Annotated in this window: 15 protein-coding genes; 9 read left to right on the top strand and 6 right to left on the bottom strand. The window is 56.2% G+C overall.

Annotation, left to right across the window (positions count from 1 at the left end):
• Positions 1-149: 149 nt before the first annotated feature.
• The 8 genes from ACJ77P_RS13555 (at position 150) to ACJ77P_RS13520 (ending at position 8,907) form a co-directional block, all read left to right on the top strand.
• Entirely contained in the window at positions 150-764 is a 615-nt protein-coding gene (locus ACJ77P_RS13555) for a hypothetical protein (protein WP_367360006.1), read from the top strand.
• Between the two features lie 188 nt (positions 765-952).
• The gene (locus ACJ77P_RS13550; RefSeq protein ID WP_367360005.1) at positions 953-1,741 is read left to right on the top strand and encodes an enoyl-CoA hydratase/isomerase family protein; all 789 of its coding nucleotides are present in this window, start codon (positions 953-955) and stop codon (positions 1,739-1,741) included.
• 12 nt (positions 1,742-1,753) lie between these two features.
• On the top strand, positions 1,754-2,212 hold the full coding sequence (locus ACJ77P_RS13545; protein WP_367360004.1) for a VanZ family protein: 459 nt from the start codon (positions 1,754-1,756) through the stop codon (positions 2,210-2,212).
• Between the two features lie 198 nt (positions 2,213-2,410).
• The gene (gene acs / locus ACJ77P_RS13540; RefSeq protein ID WP_367360141.1) at positions 2,411-4,354 is read left to right on the top strand and encodes an acetate--CoA ligase; all 1,944 of its coding nucleotides are present in this window, start codon (positions 2,411-2,413) and stop codon (positions 4,352-4,354) included.
• A 90-nt stretch (positions 4,355-4,444) separates the two neighbouring features.
• A complete protein-coding gene (locus ACJ77P_RS13535) occupies positions 4,445-6,895 on the top strand; it encodes a glycogen/starch/alpha-glucan phosphorylase (protein ID WP_408998538.1) in 2,451 nt (816 codons plus the stop codon).
• Positions 6,892-8,100 carry a PP2C family protein-serine/threonine phosphatase gene (locus ACJ77P_RS13530; RefSeq protein ID WP_367360002.1) on the top strand — a complete coding sequence of 403 codons (1,209 nt, stop codon included), beginning with the start codon at positions 6,892-6,894 and terminating at the stop codon, positions 8,098-8,100. Before ACJ77P_RS13535 ends, ACJ77P_RS13530 begins: the two co-directional genes overlap by 4 nt.
• Positions 8,101-8,127: 27 nt before the next feature.
• Positions 8,128-8,472: an STAS domain-containing protein gene (locus ACJ77P_RS13525; RefSeq protein WP_367360001.1), complete on the top strand. Its 345-nt coding sequence runs from the start codon at positions 8,128-8,130 to the stop codon at positions 8,470-8,472.
• A 6-nt stretch (positions 8,473-8,478) separates the two neighbouring features.
• Entirely contained in the window at positions 8,479-8,907 is a 429-nt protein-coding gene (locus tag ACJ77P_RS13520; protein ID WP_367360000.1) for an ATP-binding protein, read from the top strand.
• Positions 8,908-9,090: 183 nt separating this feature from the next.
• On the opposite strand, the gene ACJ77P_RS13515 is transcribed toward ACJ77P_RS13520, so the two are convergent.
• From ACJ77P_RS13515 to bioB, 6 genes are all read right to left on the bottom strand, one after another.
• Complete coding sequence (locus tag ACJ77P_RS13515) at positions 9,091-9,405, bottom strand: Hpt domain-containing protein (protein ID WP_367359999.1); 315 nt, start codon at positions 9,403-9,405, stop codon at positions 9,091-9,093.
• Complete coding sequence (locus tag ACJ77P_RS13510; protein ID WP_408998537.1) at positions 9,386-11,449, bottom strand: response regulator; 2,064 nt, start codon at positions 11,447-11,449, stop codon at positions 9,386-9,388. The genes ACJ77P_RS13515 and ACJ77P_RS13510 overlap by 20 nt, the downstream gene beginning before the upstream one ends.
• Before the next feature lie 117 nt (positions 11,450-11,566).
• A complete protein-coding gene (locus tag ACJ77P_RS13505) occupies positions 11,567-13,282 on the bottom strand; it encodes a murein L,D-transpeptidase (protein WP_408998536.1) in 1,716 nt (571 codons plus the stop codon).
• 172 nt (positions 13,283-13,454) lie between these two features.
• Positions 13,455-14,267, bottom strand: a complete 813-nt coding sequence (gene murI / locus ACJ77P_RS13500; RefSeq protein ID WP_367359996.1) for a glutamate racemase — start codon at positions 14,265-14,267, stop codon at positions 13,455-13,457.
• Positions 14,268-14,422: 155 nt separating this feature from the next.
• Positions 14,423-15,643 carry a class I SAM-dependent RNA methyltransferase gene (locus tag ACJ77P_RS13495; RefSeq protein WP_408998535.1) on the bottom strand — a complete coding sequence of 407 codons (1,221 nt, stop codon included), beginning with the start codon at positions 15,641-15,643 and terminating at the stop codon, positions 14,423-14,425.
• Positions 15,640-16,623, bottom strand: a complete 984-nt coding sequence (gene bioB, locus ACJ77P_RS13490; RefSeq protein ID WP_408998534.1) for a biotin synthase BioB — start codon at positions 16,621-16,623, stop codon at positions 15,640-15,642. Before bioB ends, ACJ77P_RS13495 begins: the two co-directional genes overlap by 4 nt.
• 89 nt (positions 16,624-16,712) lie before the next feature.
• Between bioB and ACJ77P_RS13485 the strand changes: the two genes are divergently transcribed.
• Complete coding sequence (locus ACJ77P_RS13485) at positions 16,713-17,723, top strand: biotin--[acetyl-CoA-carboxylase] ligase (RefSeq protein WP_408998533.1); 1,011 nt, start codon at positions 16,713-16,715, stop codon at positions 17,721-17,723.
• Positions 17,724-17,828 lie beyond the last annotated feature (105 nt).

Genomic DNA, 17,828 nt, shown 5'->3' with positions numbered 1-17,828 from the left:
ACCGTAGTGAAAATACCTTAAAACTGGTATTGCATTATTTTGAAAATCAGGCTTTTATAGCACAGTGATTGCAAGGTTTGCAGGGAATGTCAACTTCAAGATCCGTGGAACACGCTTTAACTTTGATGGATAAGCCGGTGGGAGGTCTTATGAAAAAGCTTCTGGTTGTTTTCCTGTGGGCATGTGCTCTGTCATTGGGCCTATCGGCAGTGGCAGGGGCCGCAGAGCTTGATTTCGATGATCTCAGCGGGACCTTGACGCCCCTGCCTGATGGTTACGCAGGTTATTCCTGGTCCAATTTTACCTATCTTGACGCTACGGCCTCTCAGTATGCGAAAAGCGGCTACTCCGCGGGCGTGGTGTCGATCAACAACGTGGTCTATAACAGCCAGGCTCGCGATGCATCCATCGTAGCCGATTCGCCTTTCACCTTCAGCGGGGCCTATTTTACAGCCGCATGGAACAATGGCCTTCACATTGAGATCAGTGGATACCGCTCAGGGATGCTTATCGGGTCGGATGAAATTGTCGTCTCTGCCTACGCTCCCATGTGGTATGCTCCAAACTGGTCCGGCGGCGTTGACCGGTTGGCTTTCCACTCTTACGGAGGGACGGGTGTTGCCGCGTATTCCGGCTTCGGAAAACACTTTGCCATGGACAACTTGCGAGTTGCTCCAGTGCCCCTGCCTCCGGCGGCCCTCCTGCTCGCCCCGGGACTGATCGGTATCGCGGTCATCCGGCGACGACGGATCGGCAAGCGGTGAAAGAACAGAATGGCCGAAAAAGGCGGGGTTTCACCCCGCCTTTTTTATTGCCTCCTTACTCCGTTCGGCGGTTGAATCTTTTCTGCAGGATATGATATCTCTCGCGTGACGGGGCAGAGTGCCCTCTGGAAGGGCCGGAGAAACTCTGCGGCAGATGATCAACATGCCACAAAGCCTGGAGAAAAATCATGACTGAAGACCATATCCTGTACAGCGTTGAGGGACATCGCGCCATGATCACCCTGAACAGGCCGGAGGCGAAGAACGCCTTCAGCCCCGAGATGATCCGGCTGTGGCGCCAATGCCTTGAGGAGGCGCGGAGAGACGATCGGGTCAGGGTGGTCGTCATTACGGGGAAGGGGGACACGTTCTGCTCGGGCGGCGATATCCGGGATATGGCCGAGGGGAAACTACGCTCCTGGGACATGAAGAGTTACCTCTGGGAAGGGGTTCATCGCATTGTCCTGACCCTGGAGGACCTCGACAAACCGGTCATTGCGGCAATCAACGGCGCCGCCATGGGCGCGGGCCTGGACATGGCCCTCATGTGCGACATCCGGATCTGTTCGGACAAGGCGAAGCTTGCCGAATCCTATATTCTCCTGGGCGTCGTACCGGGGGACGGAGGGGCATACTTTCTGCCGCGCCTGGTCGGCGTCTCCAAGGCCCTGGAGCTTCTCCTCACCGGTGATGTTCTCTCTCCCGAAGAAGCCCTCCGGCTGGGCCTTGTAAATCGAGTCGTACCCCACGACCGCCTCCTGGACGAAAGCATCGCCCTGGCGGAAAAAATAGCCGACAGGCCGCCGCTGGCTGTCCGGATGACGAAACGGGCCGTCTACCAGGCGCAGACCAGCACCTTGAGGGCGCACCTCGACTACATTTCTTCGCAATTATCCCTCCTTACCGAAACGGAAGATCATCTTGAGGCGGCGAAGGCCTTTCTGGAAAAAAGAAAGCCCGTCTTTCAAGGACGATAGACAGGTGAGCCGGTGAATCATCCGTTTCTTCGATACTGGCTTCCCGTTCTTATCTGGATGGGCGTAATCTTCTCCATGTCCACCGGAACATTCTCTGCGGATCATACATCCCGGTTTATCGGGCCTCTCCTGCGCTTCCTGCTGCCAGGATACCCGGAGCATGACATCGCCGTGCTTCATGGACTCATTCGAAAGGCCGGACACGTCACGGAGTATTTTATCCTGGGACTGCTTTTCTTCCGTGCCCTCCGTGGAAATGCTCGGCAGGGCTGGCAGCTGCGGTGGGCCCTCTGCACGATTCTTGCTGTGGCGGTCTTTGCCCTGAGCGATGAGTTTCATCAATCCTGGGTCGCTTCGAGAACGGCTTCTCTGGTGGATGTGAGCATTGATTCGGCAGGCGGCGTCCTTGCCCTGATCGCTATTCTCCTGAAAAATAGATTTTTTGGACATGCCAACTCCGGACTCGCCTGAGATTGCCTGAGCGGTTTCATATTTCTGAAAAATCTTCTTGAAATAATTAATAATTACAGATACATAATTACATCATGCCGGTCGTGCAATTTCTTCGACAAGAAGAATCCATCAGGAAAAAAGAAGGCCACATTTCCGGTGGCAAAAGAGAAAAGCGAAGAATTTTCCAGTTACAGAGAGGCGTTAAAGGGGGGAGCCATGACGGATACGTTGTTTCCTGTTCCGGATTCCTGGGCAAAAGCGGCCTGGATAGACAATGTTACCTATCGGCGAATGTACGAGCAGTCGCTTTCAGATCCCGAGGGTTTTTGGGGAGAACAGGCCGGCTGCCTCGATTGGTTTCGCCCATGGACGAAAGTGAAGGAGGGATCCTTCGACGGCGATGTCCATATTTCCTGGTTCTGTGGTGGGAAACTGAACGTCAGTTATAACTGCCTGGATCGTCATCTGCCCATGCGTGGCGATGCGGTCGCCCTCATCTGGGAGGGGGACGATCCCGCGGTAAGCAGGTCCTTTTCCTATCGCCAGCTGCATGAAGAGGTCTGCAGGTTCGCCAATGTTCTGAAGTCTTTGGGATTGCGGCGGGGTGATCGCGTCACCATCTATCTGCCCATGATTCCCGAACTGGCGGTGGCCATGCTGGCCTGTACCCGGATCGGAGTCGTGCACTCCATCGTATTCGGCGGTTTTTCCGCGGACTCTCTGGCGGAACGTATCCGGGACTGCCAGGGGCGGGTTTTGATCACTGCTGATGAGGGATTGCGCGGAGGGCAGAGAATTCCCGCAAAAGAGAACGCGGACAAGGCCGTAGAAAAATGTCCCATTGTCGAAAAGGTGATCGTGGTGAAGCGCACGGGCGCCGCCATTTCATGGATACCGGGAAGAGATCTTCCGTGGGGCGAACTTATGGAAAATGCATCGACCGACTGTCCGCCGGAAGAAATGGATGCCGAGGACCCGCTTTTTATCCTCTATACCTCCGGGTCCACGGGAAAGCCCAAAGGCGTGCTGCACACAACGGGGGGCTATCTGGTCTTTTCGGCCATGACCCATAAGCACATCTTCGACTATCACGATGGCGACATTTACTGGTGTACCGCGGACATCGGCTGGGTAACGGGACACAGCTATATCATTTACGGCCCGCTGGCCAACGGCGCTACCACGGTCATGTTCGAAGGTGTACCCCATTATCCGGACTGGTCCCGCTTTTGGAATATCGTTGACAAGCACGGGATCTCCATTCTCTATACCGCTCCGACGGCCATTCGCGCCCTGATGCGCCAGGGCGACGAGCCGGTGCAAAAAACATCCCGCAGGAGTCTGCGACTCTTGGGCACTGTCGGGGAACCCATCAATCCTGAAGCCTGGCTCTGGTATTACGACGTGGTTGGCGAAAAACGCTGTCCCATTGTAGATACCTGGTGGCAGACGGAAACAGGCGGAATTCTCATTTCACCCCTGCCGGGCGCCATGCCCCTCAAACCGGGGTCAGCCGCCCGGCCCTATTTCGGTGTAAAGCCGGCCATCGTTGATGCCGCCGGCAATTTCCTGGAGGGGCCGGCAGACGGCAATCTCGTCATTACCGATCCATGGCCGGGTATGCTGCGAACGATCTATGGCGATCATTCCCGATTTCTCCAGACTTATTTCTCCATGTACAAGGGGGTTTACTTCACAGGTGACGGCGCGCGCCGGGATGAGGATGGCGACTACTGGATTACGGGGCGGATCGATGACGTCATCAATGTATCGGGGCACCGCCTGGGAACAGCAGAGGTGGAAAGCGCCTTGGTGGCTCATCCCGGCGTGGCGGAGGCGGCCGTAGTGGGTTTTCCCCACGAGATCAAGGGCCAGGGCATTTATGCCTATGTGACCTTGAAAGCGGATTGCCCCCCTTCTGAGGTGCTGCGGGAAGAGCTCCTGCTGTGGGTCAGGAAGGAAATCGGGGCCATCGCCGTGCCCGATGTTCTCCAGTGGTCTCCCGGCCTGCCCAAGACCCGCTCGGGGAAGATCATGCGGCGGATCCTCCGTAAAATCGCCGCAAATTCACTTGACGATCTGGGCGATACGAGCACCCTCGCCGAACCTGCCGTCGTTGAGGAGCTGACCAGGAACCGGCCGGCTGCAGCCGGGGGATAAATCAGGCATTGCGTCTCCTTTTTGATTGACAAGATCGGCAAGTCTTATCAGAATGACAGCTTAAATAACGAACCATCGAGGATTCCATCCATGACTCGGAACTACCTGGACAATTCAAGAGCGGCCCTGAAGGAATCGATGGATTATCATCTCCGTTGTTCACTCTGTAGGGAGACTCCATCAAAGGACTATCGGGATCATTTTCTCGCGACGGCTTTTTCCTTGCGGGACCGGATGACGGAGAAGATCCTCCAGACCGAACGGCGCTATCAGGAGGCCGGGGCAAAGAGGGTCTATTACCTCTCCATGGAATTTCTAATCGGAAGGCTGCTGGGCGACAGCCTCTACAATCTAGGCCTTTTCGACCTTTGCCGGGATGTTTTGTCCGAAGCCGGCATTGATATTGATGAGGTCCGGGAGCAGGAAAACGATGCCGGGCTCGGTAACGGGGGGCTGGGGCGTTTGGCGGCCTGTTTTCTCGATTCCATGGCGACACTCGATATCCCCGGGTTCGGTTACGGAATTCATTATGAATACGGCCTTTTCAAGCAGGAGGTCGATAACGGTTACCAGAAGGAAAAACCCGATAACTGGCTGGCGGAATTCAGCCCCTGGGAGATCAAGCGCCCCGACGAGAAATGTATCGTTCCCATCTATGGCCGGATCGAGCACTTTCAGGACCGTGCAGGCGAATACAATCCCATGTGGCTCGACTGGAAGGTGATCATGGGCATTCCCTTTGATATTCCCGTCGTCGGCTACGGGGGGAAGACGGTCAACTGGCTGCGTCTCTACGGAGCCGGTTCCTCCACGGATTTTGATATTCAGATCTTCAATGAGGGGGACTATTTCCGGGCGGTGGAACAGAAGGTTTCCTCAGAAACCATCACCAAGATGCTTTATCCCCGGGATACCCTCAAATCGGGGAAAGAGCTCCGTCTGGTGCAGGAGTACTTTCTGGTGGCCTGCTCCCTGAGGGATATTGTCCGTCGATACCTGAAGGACCATGGTGACTTCGACCGATTTTCCGATTCGGTGGCCATCCAGATGAATGACACCCATCCCTCGCTAGCGGTGGCGGAGCTGATGAGACTGCTCGTCGACGAGTACGCCCTTCCCTGGGATTCCGCCTGGGAGATCACCCAGAGGACGATGGCCTACACCAATCATACCATTCTTTCCGAGGCCCTGGAGAAGTGGCCGGTAAGCCTTCTGGAGCGGGTGATTCCCCGTCATCTCCAGATCATCTATGAAATCAATTCCCGTTTTCTCGCGACAGTGGCCTCCCTCCATCCCAGCGATATCGATCTGATACGCCGGATGTCGCTTATCGAGGAAGGCGAAAACAAGCAGGTCCGAATGGCCCACCTGGCCATGGTGGGTTCCCATTCCATCAACGGCGTCTCGGCCCTCCATACGGAAATACTGATGAAGAATAATTTCTCCGATTTCCATGCCCTTTGGCCGGAGCGCTTTGTGAGCATCACCAACGGAATCACCCAGCGACGCTGGCTCCTCAAGTCCAATCCGCAGTTAGCCGGGCTGATATCCGAAAAGATCGGGGATTCCTGGATAACCGATCTTGCTCAACTCAAGCGGCTGGAGTCCTGCGCCGATGACCCGGACTTCCAGGACCGGTTCCGCGGGATTAAGCGGGCCAACAAGGAGGCTTTGAGCAGGATCATATCGAGAACCGCCTGGGTTTCCGTCAATCCCGATTCCCTGTTCGATGTCCACGTCAAGAGGATTCATGAGTACAAACGCCAGCTGCTGAAGATCATGCATATCATCTATGAGTATCTGCAGATTGTCCGGGGAGAAAAAACCCCGACGGTCGCCAAAACCTATATCTTCGGCGGCAAGGCCGCGCCCGGCTACTGGGTGGCGAAGCAGATCATCAAATTGATCCACAACGTGGGACAGGTGATCAACTCGGACAAAAGGCTGCAGGACATCATGAAGGTTGTCTTCCTGCCCGATTACCGGGTGTCGCTGGCGGAGAAGATCATTCCCGCGGCGGATCTCAGCGAGCAGATCTCCATGGCCGGCACGGAGGCCTCCGGAACGGGGAATATGAAATTCATGCTGAACGGCGCGCTGACCGTGGGAACGCTTGACGGCGCCAATGTGGAAATGCTCCAGGAGTCGGGGGAGGATAACATCTTCATCTTCGGGCTGAAAGCCGGGGAAATTGAAGAGATGCAGAGGGCAAACACCTATCGTCCGACGGAGTACTACCGGAGCTATCCGGAAATCCGCATAGTGGTCGACACCTTTCGCGATAATGTCTTCTGCCCCTCTGAACCGGGACTCTTCCAGTGGATCTACTCCCGCTTCATGCATGAGGAAGACACCTACTTCCATCTGCCGGACCTTCTCGAATACATCCGTATCCAGGAAAAAATCGAGGAGGAATACCGAGATACGGCCTCTTGGACCAAAAAGGCGATTTTCAACGTCACACGGTCGGGAAAATTCTCCAGTGATCGGGCCATCTCCGAGTATGCGGGTCTTATCTGGAAGGTGGAAGCGGTTAAATGAGGAGGCTGAAAGATCGGATCCTGATCATAGATGACAGCCTGGATTTCAGGGCGCTGCTGGCCAGGCTGCTCAAGGCGTCGGGTTTTGAAATGATGGAAGCCGAGAGTGGCGAGGAGGGTCTGCAGAAAATCGGAGAATTTCAGCCGGATCTCATTCTTCTGGATATCATGATGCCGGGTATCGATGGATACGAGGTTTGTGAGAGAATCAAGGCCGATCCCTGCTTTCGGGATATCCCCATCATCTTTCTGTCCGGCAGGACCGATGCAGCGGACAAAATCCGGGGGCTTGCCATCGGCGGCGCCGACTACATCACCAAGCCGTTCGATCGGGGCGAGGTGATCGCCCGCATTGAAAATCAGCTCAAGATCCGAAGACTGACCGACGAGCTGATCGCGACCAATGCCGAATTGACTGAAAAGCAGAAGAAGCTCGACGAAGATCTTCAGGCCGCTGCCGGAATTCAGCAGAACCTGCTGCCCCGCAATCCGCCGGAGGTCGACAATCTGGACATCGCCTGGAAATTCATGCCCTCCGAGCAGATCGGCGGCGACATCTTCAATGTGCTCCGCCTGGATGAGGATCATCTTGGCTTTTACATGATCGATGTGAGCGGGCATGGAGTTCCCCCTGCCCTGGTGACCTTTTCCATTTCCCAGACCCTTCAACCCCACATGGGATGCACCATCAGGAAAAGGCCCGGTTTCACCCCGGATCATCAGGTGGTTTCTCCCGGTGAGGTTTTGAAGTCGCTGGACGAGGAATATCCCTGGGAACGCTTTGAGAGGTTTCTGACCATCATCTATCTCATTGTCAATATCCGGAATGGTCATATGATCTACAGCAACGCCGCCCACCCACCGCCTATTCTCCTTCACGCCGATGGAGCCCTGGAGTTGCTGGAAGAGGGTGGGACGATTATCGGGCTTGATGGGATCCTGCCCTTTGAGGAAGGGGAGAAGATCTTATCGCCTGGCGACAAGATTATCCTCTATACCGACGGAGTGTTTGAATTCGTGGATTCCAGGGGGGAAATTTTCGGTGAGAAGCGGTTTCATGAACTTGTAAAAGGCCTCTACAGGCTTCCCATCGGCGCCGTCCTTGACGAGATTGTCCTGGCGATTGAGCGGTTCGTTCAGGGGGCCAAGCTTCAGGACGATGTCAGTCTGCTGGGGATCGAATTCAAAAACGGGAAATGTCAGTGAACATATTACAGGCTAAGGAAGGAATCTATGCAACTACACCAGAACAAGATGGGGGATGTTTTGATTGTACGACCGCTGGAAAGAAGGATTGACGCAGCCACCGCAACGGAGTTCAAGGAGAAAATGAGCGAGTGGATCGGTGCCGGGAACCGGAGGATCGTGCTTAATCTTTCCGAAGTGGATTTTATTGACAGCAGCGGTCTCGGCGCCATCGTGTCCAGCCTTAAAAAAATCGGCAATGACGGCGACCTGGTGATCTGTTCCGTCCGGGAAACGGTCATGAGCCTTTTTCGTCTGACCCGGATGAATCGGGTGTTCGATATCCTGTCCTCGGAAGAGGAAGCAATCGGGGCCCTCTCCAGACGATTGTGAGGAACAATGGAAACAACTGGCTCCATCAAGCTGATTATTGAAAGCAAGCTCGAAAATGTTCCACTGATCGGCGGGGCTGTGCGCGGAATCGCCAGTGCCCTGTCTCTCGATGACGTCAGCGGCTATCATCTTGAACTCTGCGTCGTAGAGGCGGTCACCAATGTGACGAAACACGCCTATACGCTCGAAGCGGGAAATTCCGTGGAGCTGAACATCCTGCTCTTTCCGGACCGGATCACCTTTCAGGTTTGTGACCGGGGAAAAAGCCTGGATCCGGCCAAGGTCCGGCTGCTGCGCTTTGACCCCCAGAAGCGGGAAACGCTTCCGGAAAGCGGCATGGGCCTTTTCATCATGCATGCCCTCATGGACGAGGTTTACTACGAAACGGAAAGCGGACTCAATATTCTGACGATGAGCAAATATCTGAGGCGGTAGGATGAAATCCCCGCGAGCCCGGTTTCGACTCCGGAAGCGACGGGCTTCGGCACTGTCAGCGACGATTTCCTGCCCGCGCCCGCTCAGGAGCAGATCCATCGCTTCGAAACCCGACGGGAAATATGAAATGGCATCAGGCCGTATCCCGGCGATGCGACCGGGTGCTGATGGCTCCCCGGCGACCTACTCGTAGACGATGTCGAGAGAATCGAGGTAGGCCGACAATTCCGAGACTTTTCTTTTCATCTCTTCCTTATCCCCATTTTTTGCAGCCTGCTCCAGGGATTTTCCCAGATCGGTGATTCCGTCAAATCCGTAGCCGCTGCCGCATCCTTTCATGTTGTGTCCTAAAATCCGGATCGTCTCGTCGTCATTCTGTTCCAGCGCTTTCATGATGGCGGCCACGTCCTGGCGCCGGCCTTCGAGAAAGCCGGGGATAAGATCGGCGAGATCGGGATCGATCCGGACGGTGATTCTGTCATTGGGCTTCTGTGTCATGCTGTTTCCCCCTTCCTGTATATTGGGCGATGGCTTCCAGAAAAAAGGCCTTTTTGATGGGCTTGGTCAAGTGACCGGTGCAGCCGGCACTCAGGCTTTTGTCGCGGTCTTCCTGAAGGGCATGAGCCGTCAGGGCAACGATCGGTGTTTCCTTGAGCCGATGCTCCCTTTCCCATTTTCGGATTTCCCGGGTCGCTTCATACCCATCCATCACCGGCATCTGAATGTCCATGAGAACGAGATCGTACTGACCGATCTTGAATTTCTCCAAGGCGGCGGCTCCGTCTCCGGCGATATCGAGACGGTAAGGCTGCCCCTTGAGATAGGAGCGAAGAAGAAGGCAATTATCAGGCGAGTCGTCGGCGAGAAGGATGCCGAGCGCCTGCCCGGCCTCGGGTACCGCCGGAGATGACGGCAAAGGCTTTCTGGCGGAAACCTTTACCTTGCTCAAGGCATTCAGGATGACGTTTTTGAGGTCGGCGCGTTTGATGGGCTTGATGAGATGGGCCCGAATGCCCAATTGGCGAAATCGTTGAGGATCCCCCCTTCCCAGGTCGGAGGTCAGCATGATCAGGGTCGTGCCGGCCAGGACGGGATTCTTCTGGATGCGCTCCGCGATGCCGGCCCCATCAATCACGGGCATATGGTAGTCCAGCAGCACCAGATCGTACGGCCGCTCGGTTTCCCATGCCGCCTCCATCTCGGCCAGGGCGCTTTCCCCATCCTCCACTTCCGCAGGATAGGCTCCCAGCCCCATCAGGATTTCCCTGAGAATCATTCGATTCGTGGCATTGTCGTCCACGATGAGAATCTTGAGCCCCAGAATTTTCCCCTCGTAAGATTCGGCCACTTCAACGGCCTTTGAGGCTTTTTCCTGCATGCCGAAACGGGCGGTAAAGGAGACGGTGGTCCCGCGACCTTCTTCGCTTTCAAGGCTGATGTGCCCCTCCATCAGCTCGACGAGGCGTTTGGCAATGGACAGTCCAAGGCCCGAACCGCCGTACTTGCGGGTCGTTGAAGAGTCGACCTGGGTGAATTTGTCGAATATTTCTTCAAATTTATCCCGGGGGATCCCGATGCCCGTGTCGGCCACGGAAAAGAGCAGTTCGATCCGTCGCGGCTTTTCCTGCTCCTGTTCCGGAACGGGTTCACCGGCCTCCTCATCATGCCGGCTGACGCGAACGACCACCTCGCCTTTCTCCGTGAACTTGATGGCGTTTCCTATGAGATTGACCAGAATCTGCCTGAGCCGGACCGGGTCTCCGATCAGGTGGAGCGGGACATCCGGACGAAGGTGGCAGGCCAGTTCCAGCTTCTTCTTGTGGGCGCGGATGGCCAGTTCTTCAACCGTCCTTTCGATCATTTCCCCGAGATCAAACTCCACGTTCTCAAGTTCCAGGTGGCCCGCCTCCACCTTGGAAAGATCGAGGATGTCATTGATAATATTCAGGAGGTTTTCTCCCGCATTTTTGAAGATTTCCACATAATGCTGCTGTTCGGGGGACAGGGGGGTCTCCATCAGGAGCTCCGCCATGCCGATAATGGCATTCATGGGGGTCCGTATTTCATGGCTCATGGTGGCCAGAAAATCCGTCTTGGCCAGGTTGGCCGCTTCGGCTTCTTCCTTGGCCTTGAAGAGCGCCTCCTCGGCCCGATTAAAAAAGTAGTCGCTGAAGGTGAAAATGGTGCGGCTCAGGCAGGCATTGAGCTTTTCCAAAGCAAGCAGCAGGGCGTCACCCTGAAGTTCCCTGACAAGGATGGGGATCAGGATGGTGCGGTAAATTTCAAAGGCTTTCTGAACTTCTGAAAGGGAAAAGCCGCCTTCCAGCCTCATTTTGCTGATATCGGCGATAAAGGCGTCAATCTTGGTGTAGTCCTGATGCACCAGTGCATCGTAGTTTGCATCGGTCGACTTCGAGGTCGTGGCCAGAAGCTCTTCCAGGGGGCGGCTGGAGTATCGATTACTGACCTCTTCATGAAGGCGTACCGCCCACTGCCTGGCCAGCTGTTCGCCGTATTTCCGGAGCACTTCCGTAAGGTCCATCGCTCTTGAATAATCCCTTTCCGGATGTTGACGGGAAGAATGTCCTGTTGACTAGTAGAAGGTATCATTCTGCAATCCGTTATTTCCAGCAATTTTATCTCTGGGCTTCCCCCCGATTCAATCCTTCTCTGTTGCGGTCCGGTGCGCCGCCTGTTCCATGGCGAGCTGCAAAGGGGCGTCATACCGGTAAATGTCCTCGCGAAACTGCACGAATCCATCCGCATCGGCCCAGGCTGTGAAATAGAGCACCTGGATTTCCACGGCTTTCGGAAGGCGGATGGTTTTCATTTCACCCGAGTCCATTGCGGAAACAAGCTCCTCCCGTGACGGTTTCCCCCGGAGGAGCGTCATGGCGAGATCCGTTGTCTTTTCGACGCGGATGCAGCCATGGCTGAAACTTCTCACCGTCTTTTCAAAGAGATGACGGTCCGGGGTGTCATGAAGGTACACATCAAAGGGATTGGGGAAGATGAATTTAATCCGGCCGAGAGGATTTTTCGGTCCCGGCTCCTGACGCAGCTGGTACTTGAAATTGGAGGCCGTCACCTTCTCCCAGTTGACCTCCCAGGGAGGAATCACCTTGCCTGAACTGGAAAGGACTTTCATGTTTTCCCAGTAAAAATATTCGGGGTATTTCAGGATCAGGGGCACCACCTCATCGACGGCGATGCTCCGGGGAACATACCAATAGGGATTCAAGATGAAATGTGAAATCCGGCTTTCAAAGACGGGGGTGTTCTGGGCGTATTTTCCGACGACAATCCGGCTGTTCATCAGCTCATCGCTTCCTTCGAGAACCCTGAGCCGGAATTCCGGGATATTGATGACAACGACCTGGTCCCCCGTATCTTCAGGTATCCAGCGAAGGCGTTCGAGATTGACTTCGATCTGGCGGATTCTCTGAGCGACGGGAACATTCAGGGCTTCCAGGGTTTCGGGACCGACAGCGCCGTCGGCGTAGAGCCCATGCCTCTGCTGAAACGTCCGGACTGCCTGGTCGAGAGATTCATCGAACAGATCTGTTCCCCCGGTGATCTCGAAATGATCCGAAGCGTTAAGGTCTCCCGATATCTTCAGTCGCTTTCGCAGCAGGGCAACGCGCCTGCTCTTGGCTCCCTTTTTCAGCCCTGCCGCATCGGAGGGTATAAACGGCCATCCCCCCCTGCGGTCGATTTCCTGGTATTTGAAAAGGGCCATCCGCAGTCGTATGTAAGAGGGGGTGATCGGCGCAAGGCTTTCCAGAACCGGCTGCACCTGTCCCGAGTCCAGGGCCTCTTCGAGAGCCTCGCCGAGATCGGGGGCCACCCGTTCCCGAAGATACCAATGAGCTTTTCTCTTGTCCCCTTTCATTCTGCCGGAGGCAAGGTCGGAGGCATAACGGAAAAAGGCATCGGTCAGGAGAAGATCGAGGTTCGCGCTTTCTTCCGCTGAGAGAGGGTTGCGTCCGAAAAATCCCCAGAATCCGGAAAGCAGGTCTTCGATTGCGGCAAGGTGATAGTCCTCCGGCCGCAGTCCATGGCGCGGGGCTTTTTGCAGGGCGTTCAGCAGAGCATCCGCGGTGGGCAGGGGACCTTCCCGGTCGACCCATACCGGGCGGAATCCGTGACGCGCGTAGAACTTCTTCACCCCCGGGGTGAATGAAGGCCTTTCTCCTCCGGAAGGGGCCGGATTCCGGGGATTCGCCGCCTCGATCCGGTTTTGGATGGCGACCGCCATTTCATCAGCCTCCATGGCGCTTCCGGCTGCCAGTAGAGCGTTCTGGCCTGAAGAGGCCATCAGAAGCACCAGGGACGAAAAAACAACCAATAACGTTTTGCCGATACAAGAAACCAAGTCTTTACTCCTGATCTTCAACTGGGAAATCTGTGACAAGGGAAGAAGGTCCCTTTCCAAAGCCCTGAGTTGCTGCAAATATGGCACCATGATGTCTTGATTTCTCAGGGATATCCTTGCCAACGGGATGAAGAAGGCATCACATGCCGCCCCTGTTCAGGGCAAAAGCCCATTACAATGAGACCCGTTCAATACCGGGCAGAGAACGTCCGAGAAACCGTTCCGCAATCTGCTGAAACCGAAGGGGAACATCCGTCACATAGAAGCGGTATTCCGGCGGCGTTCGCTCGGAATTCGTCAGCCTCCGGCTTTGAAGCAGGTCGGCGGTCATGTCGGCCATGGCCTCGGCGGAGTCCACCAGGCGGATGTCCGGACCGACGACATCCTGAAGAAGTGCCTTGATCAGCGGGTAATGGGTACAGCCGAGAACCAGCGTATCGATGTGTTCGGCCAGAACGGGACGGAGATATTCCTGGGCGGTCAGGCGGGTGACGGGATGTTCGAGCCATCCCTCTTCAACCAGGGGGACAAAGAGGGCGCACGCCTGAGAAAAGATATGGGTCTCCGGCGCCAGCTGGCAGATGGCGCGGGCGTAAGCGTTGCTGTTGATGGTTGTGGGCGTGCCGATGACCCCGATGGAATGCGTCCTCGTTTCCGCCGCCGCACGGAGGGCGCCGGCCTGGATCACATCCAGGACAGGGACGGCCGAAAGGGATTCGACGTTGGAGCGGGCAACAGCGGCCATCGTGTTGCAGGCAACGATGAGGAGCTTGACCCCCTTCTGAAGGAGAAACTCAGCGATCTGAACGGCATAGGCATTGATGGTTTCCACGGATTTGACGCCGTAGGGCACCCGGGCCGTATCTCCGAAGTAAAGGATGTTTTCAAAGGGCAACCTTTCCATCAAAGCCCGCACGACGGTCAGCCCGCCGATGCCGGAATCAAATACGCCGATGGGACGGCACTCAGTGGATGTTTTCTTCATAATCGACGGGCAGGCTCTGTAACGTTCCTGTAACCCTGTGGCGCATGTTCAATAAAGCATTCGTTCATTCTGTGTGGGAAGGGTCTGTTACCGCATTTCCCGGGAATTTGCAAGGGATGCCTGTTTTTCCCACCCGTCTCAAGCGGTGGGGTCGTTCAACTCCGAGGGCCGTTCGTCCCTTCCTGCTTCGAGGCCGTTTTCCAGTCCCTGTAGGTCCCCTCGTAAAGCTCGTATTCCAGAAGGCGGCACTCAATGCCGCTGTTGAAGAATATCATGCGTCGCCGGGTCTTCAAACCGACGTTTTTGGCCAGCTCGACGTTTCCAGTAAAGATGAATCCCCGGTATCCCGAACAGGAAGTTTTGAGGAAGCTGCCAAGGCCGGCATACGTCCGCTCCAGTTTCTGGACATTGCCGAGGCGCTCGCCGTAGGGAGGATTCATGACGACAATTCCTCCTTCCGGGGGGATGTCCGTTTCCGAATAATCGCAGACCGCCAGGTGGATCCAGTTTTGAACGCTGGCGTTTGCCGCATTCTGCTCCGTGGCGGCGATGGCCCGGCGGTCCATATCCGTGGCGATGATCTGGCCCGGAAAATGGCGGACGGACTTTTCCTGGGCCTTTTTCCGCAGCTCCTTCCAAGCGGCTGCAGGAAAGCCCTTGAGGTGGCGAAAGCCGAAATTGCTCCGCAGAAGGCCAGGCGCGCGGTTCAGGGCGATCAGGGCGGCTTCGATGGCGATGGTTCCGCTGCCGCACATGGGATTGACGAAAGCGCCTTTTCCACTCCAGCCCGTGGCAAGGACGATGGCCGCCGCAAGCGTTTCCTGCATGGGCGCCTTGACGGGAATTTTCCGGTATCCCCGGCGGGACAGGGGCTCACCGGAGGTGTCCAGATAAATCTGAACCCTCTGCCCCTTCCAGAAAAGATGCACCACCGCCCGGTCCCGGGCCGGGCCGGAATCCGGCCTCCGGCCGCAGGTTTTCTGAAGGCGGTCGACGATGGCGTCTTTGCATTTCTGGTTGGCGAAACGGGTGTCCCTGATGGAGGGATGATCCACCGTGGAGGTAACGCAGAGATAGCCGTCTTCATGGAGAACGTTTTCCCAGGCAAGGCCGTGAAGCCAGCGATAGAGATCGTCCGGGCCGCCGGCCTCGCCTTCGGCCATCAGGTAGAGAACACGGTGCCCCGTGCGCAGGGAAAGGTTCAGTCGCAGGGTGTCTCCCAGTGTGCCTTCGGTCACGATGGCGGCTTCCCGCTCCAATTCTATCGGAAAGCCCAGCGACTCGATTTCGCTTTTCAGGTAGGAAGCGATTCCCTTTGGACAGGTCACCAGGATCCTGCTGGATTTTCTCCAGAGGGGAAAGTGTCTGGAAGTCATGCAAATTCCTGCGCCGTTGCAATCATGTCCTGATCCATTCCGACATCCCGGCCCTGGGTGGTGAGGTAATTGCCCACGATGACGCCGCTGGCTCCAGCGAGAAACACCCAGGACTGAAAGTCCCTCAGCGTGATTTCCCGCCCGCCGCAGATGAGGAGAGGCCTGGCGGGATGGATGAAGCGGTACAGGGAGACGATGCGCAGGGCCTCCATAGTTGCCAGGAGAGGCTGGTTTTCCAGCCTTGTTCCGGGCCGGGGATTGAGGAAGTTCATCGGAATCCCATCGACATCCAGTTCCCTCAGGGTAAACGCCATTTCCACCCTCTGCTCCCACGATTCTCCAAGGCCGAAAATGCCGCCGCTGCAAAGGCGAAGGCCCGCCTTCCTCGCGATGCGGAGCGTCTCGATGTCTTCGTCGTAGCTGTGGGTGGTGCAGATCTCGGGGAAAAAGCTCCGAGCCGTTTCGAGGTTGTGATGATAAAAGGTGACGCCCCCGGCCTTGAGCCGCTCTGCAGAAGAAGCCGTCAATTGCCCCAGGGAGGCGCAGACGGTGAGAGGGGTTGATTTCTTAAGGGCTGATGCCGCCTGCGCGATCGTTTCAATTTCGCTCTCGTTCAGTTTGGTGCCGCTGGTGACCATGGAAAAGCGGGTCGCCCCGTTTGCATCCATCCGCCGACCTTCGGAAATCATGGCTTCTGCAGACATCAGCGGCCATTTTGATACGTCTGTCCGGTGATGAGCCGACTGGGAACAGAAGGCGCAGTTCTCGGCACAGGCTCCTGATTTGGCATTGAGAATGGAGCAGCGCACGATGCCGTCTTTTTGATAATGCTGCCGGATTTTGCAGGCGGCAAGGAAGAAATCCGGCGTGGAGCGGGAAGGCAGCTCCGTCAGGGAACAGGCCTCTTCAAAGGAGAGGGCATCGGGGCCCTCGTCGAGGATTTTCTGCGCCAGTTTATTTACCGTGGGGTCCAAGATCATGAAAGTGCTCTCCTGTTGCTTGATAAAGGTCATCGCCTATCAGAGGCGCAGGGCTTTGTCAACCGGTAATTGGAAACGGGTTGACAAATATGGGCCTCAATGATATTCCGCCCACGATGAACACCAAGGAACGGTTGCTCCGATACCTTAAAGAAGAGCAGGGACGGTTTGTTTCCGGGGAGAAGGTCAGTTCCCGGCTGGCGATTTCCCGCTCTGCAATCTGGAAGCACATCAGCAGACTGAAAGGGGAGGGATATGATATTGAATCATCCCCGCGCAAAGGGTATGCCCTGCGCAGAATCCCCGACTGCCTCCTGGCTGGCGAGATCCGGGAGGGCCTCGACACGAGCCTTATCGGTCAGAAGCCGATTTTTCATTTTCAGGAAACGGACAACACCAACAACCAGGCCAAGACGCTGGCCTACGACGGTGCGCCGGAGGGCGCCCTGGTAATCGCCGAAGGGCAGTCCCAGGGCCGGGGCCGCCGGGGGAGGGTCTGGTTTTCGCCGCCCGGCCAGGGAATTTACGCCACCGTCATCCTCCGCCCCCATCTTCCCCTCAGTGAAGCCCCGAAGCTGACGCTGATGGCGGCCGTGGCGGCCGCCGATGCGGTACAGAACCGGACCGGTCTGACGGTCCGCATCAAGTGGCCCAACGACATTCTGGTGAACGGTCGGAAGCTGGCTGGAATCCTCACAGAAATCGGAACAGAGATGGACTCCTTGGATTTTGCCGTTATCGGATTGGGTCTGAATGTCAATATACCCCGGGAATCATTTCCTCCCGGCCTCCGCATGCCGGCAACCTCCGTTCTCATCGAGCAAGGGAAGCCATTTCCTCGGATTTTCCTGCTCAGGGCCTGGCTGGAGGAGCTTGAAAAAATCTACACCCTCTTCTGCCAGGGCCATTTCAATACCATCCTGTCGCGCTGGAAAATTCTGGCGGACATTGTGGGCAACCGGATCGCCGTTGATCTTCCGGGCCGGCGGTACACCGGAGAAGTCCAGGAAGTGGACGAACACGGCGTTCTGATCCTTAAGGAACCCGACGGCACCCTCCAGAGGATCTTCTCGGGAGATGTCACCCTGTTGACGTCCTGATGGAGGCTGAAGAGCCAGCTTCACGCGACAGCAGATCCTCCACGTCATCGGAAACCCGAAAAAATTTTCGCGGTTGTGCTTTTGGCGTAATCCTTACGAGGAATC

Source organism: Syntrophus buswellii, assembly GCF_046097065.1.
Classification (GTDB): Bacteria; Desulfobacterota; Syntrophia; order Syntrophales; family Syntrophaceae; genus Syntrophus; species Syntrophus buswellii.
The sequence above is the reverse complement of the archived record's forward strand: the minus strand, read 5'-3'. Positions and strand labels throughout refer to the sequence as shown.

What these genes read in the sequence shown, in the direction of transcription:
- ACJ77P_RS13525 (WP_367360001.1), top strand. Translation starts at nt 8,128, where the DNA reads ATGCAACTACACCAGAACAAGATGGGGGATGTTTTGATTGTACGACCG.
- murI (WP_367359996.1), bottom strand. Translation starts at nt 14,267, where the DNA reads ATGAAGAAAACATCCACTGAGTGCCGTCCCATCGGCGTATTTGATTCC.
- ACJ77P_RS13510 (WP_408998537.1), bottom strand. Translation starts at nt 11,449, where the DNA reads ATGGACCTTACGGAAGTGCTCCGGAAATACGGCGAACAGCTGGCCAGG.
- ACJ77P_RS13515 (WP_367359999.1), bottom strand. Translation starts at nt 9,405, where the DNA reads ATGACACAGAAGCCCAATGACAGAATCACCGTCCGGATCGATCCCGAT.
- ACJ77P_RS13495 (WP_408998535.1), bottom strand. Translation starts at nt 15,643, where the DNA reads ATGACTTCCAGACACTTTCCCCTCTGGAGAAAATCCAGCAGGATCCTG.
- acs (WP_367360141.1), top strand. Translation starts at nt 2,411, where the DNA reads ATGACGGATACGTTGTTTCCTGTTCCGGATTCCTGGGCAAAAGCGGCC.
- ACJ77P_RS13555 (WP_367360006.1), top strand. Translation starts at nt 150, where the DNA reads ATGAAAAAGCTTCTGGTTGTTTTCCTGTGGGCATGTGCTCTGTCATTG.
- ACJ77P_RS13535 (WP_408998538.1), top strand. Translation starts at nt 4,445, where the DNA reads ATGACTCGGAACTACCTGGACAATTCAAGAGCGGCCCTGAAGGAATCG.
- bioB (WP_408998534.1), bottom strand. Translation starts at nt 16,623, where the DNA reads ATGATCTTGGACCCCACGGTAAATAAACTGGCGCAGAAAATCCTCGAC.
- ACJ77P_RS13520 (WP_367360000.1), top strand. Translation starts at nt 8,479, where the DNA reads ATGGAAACAACTGGCTCCATCAAGCTGATTATTGAAAGCAAGCTCGAA.
- ACJ77P_RS13485 (WP_408998533.1), top strand. Translation starts at nt 16,713, where the DNA reads ATGGGCCTCAATGATATTCCGCCCACGATGAACACCAAGGAACGGTTG.
- ACJ77P_RS13550 (WP_367360005.1), top strand. Translation starts at nt 953, where the DNA reads ATGACTGAAGACCATATCCTGTACAGCGTTGAGGGACATCGCGCCATG.
- ACJ77P_RS13530 (WP_367360002.1), top strand. Translation starts at nt 6,892, where the DNA reads ATGAGGAGGCTGAAAGATCGGATCCTGATCATAGATGACAGCCTGGAT.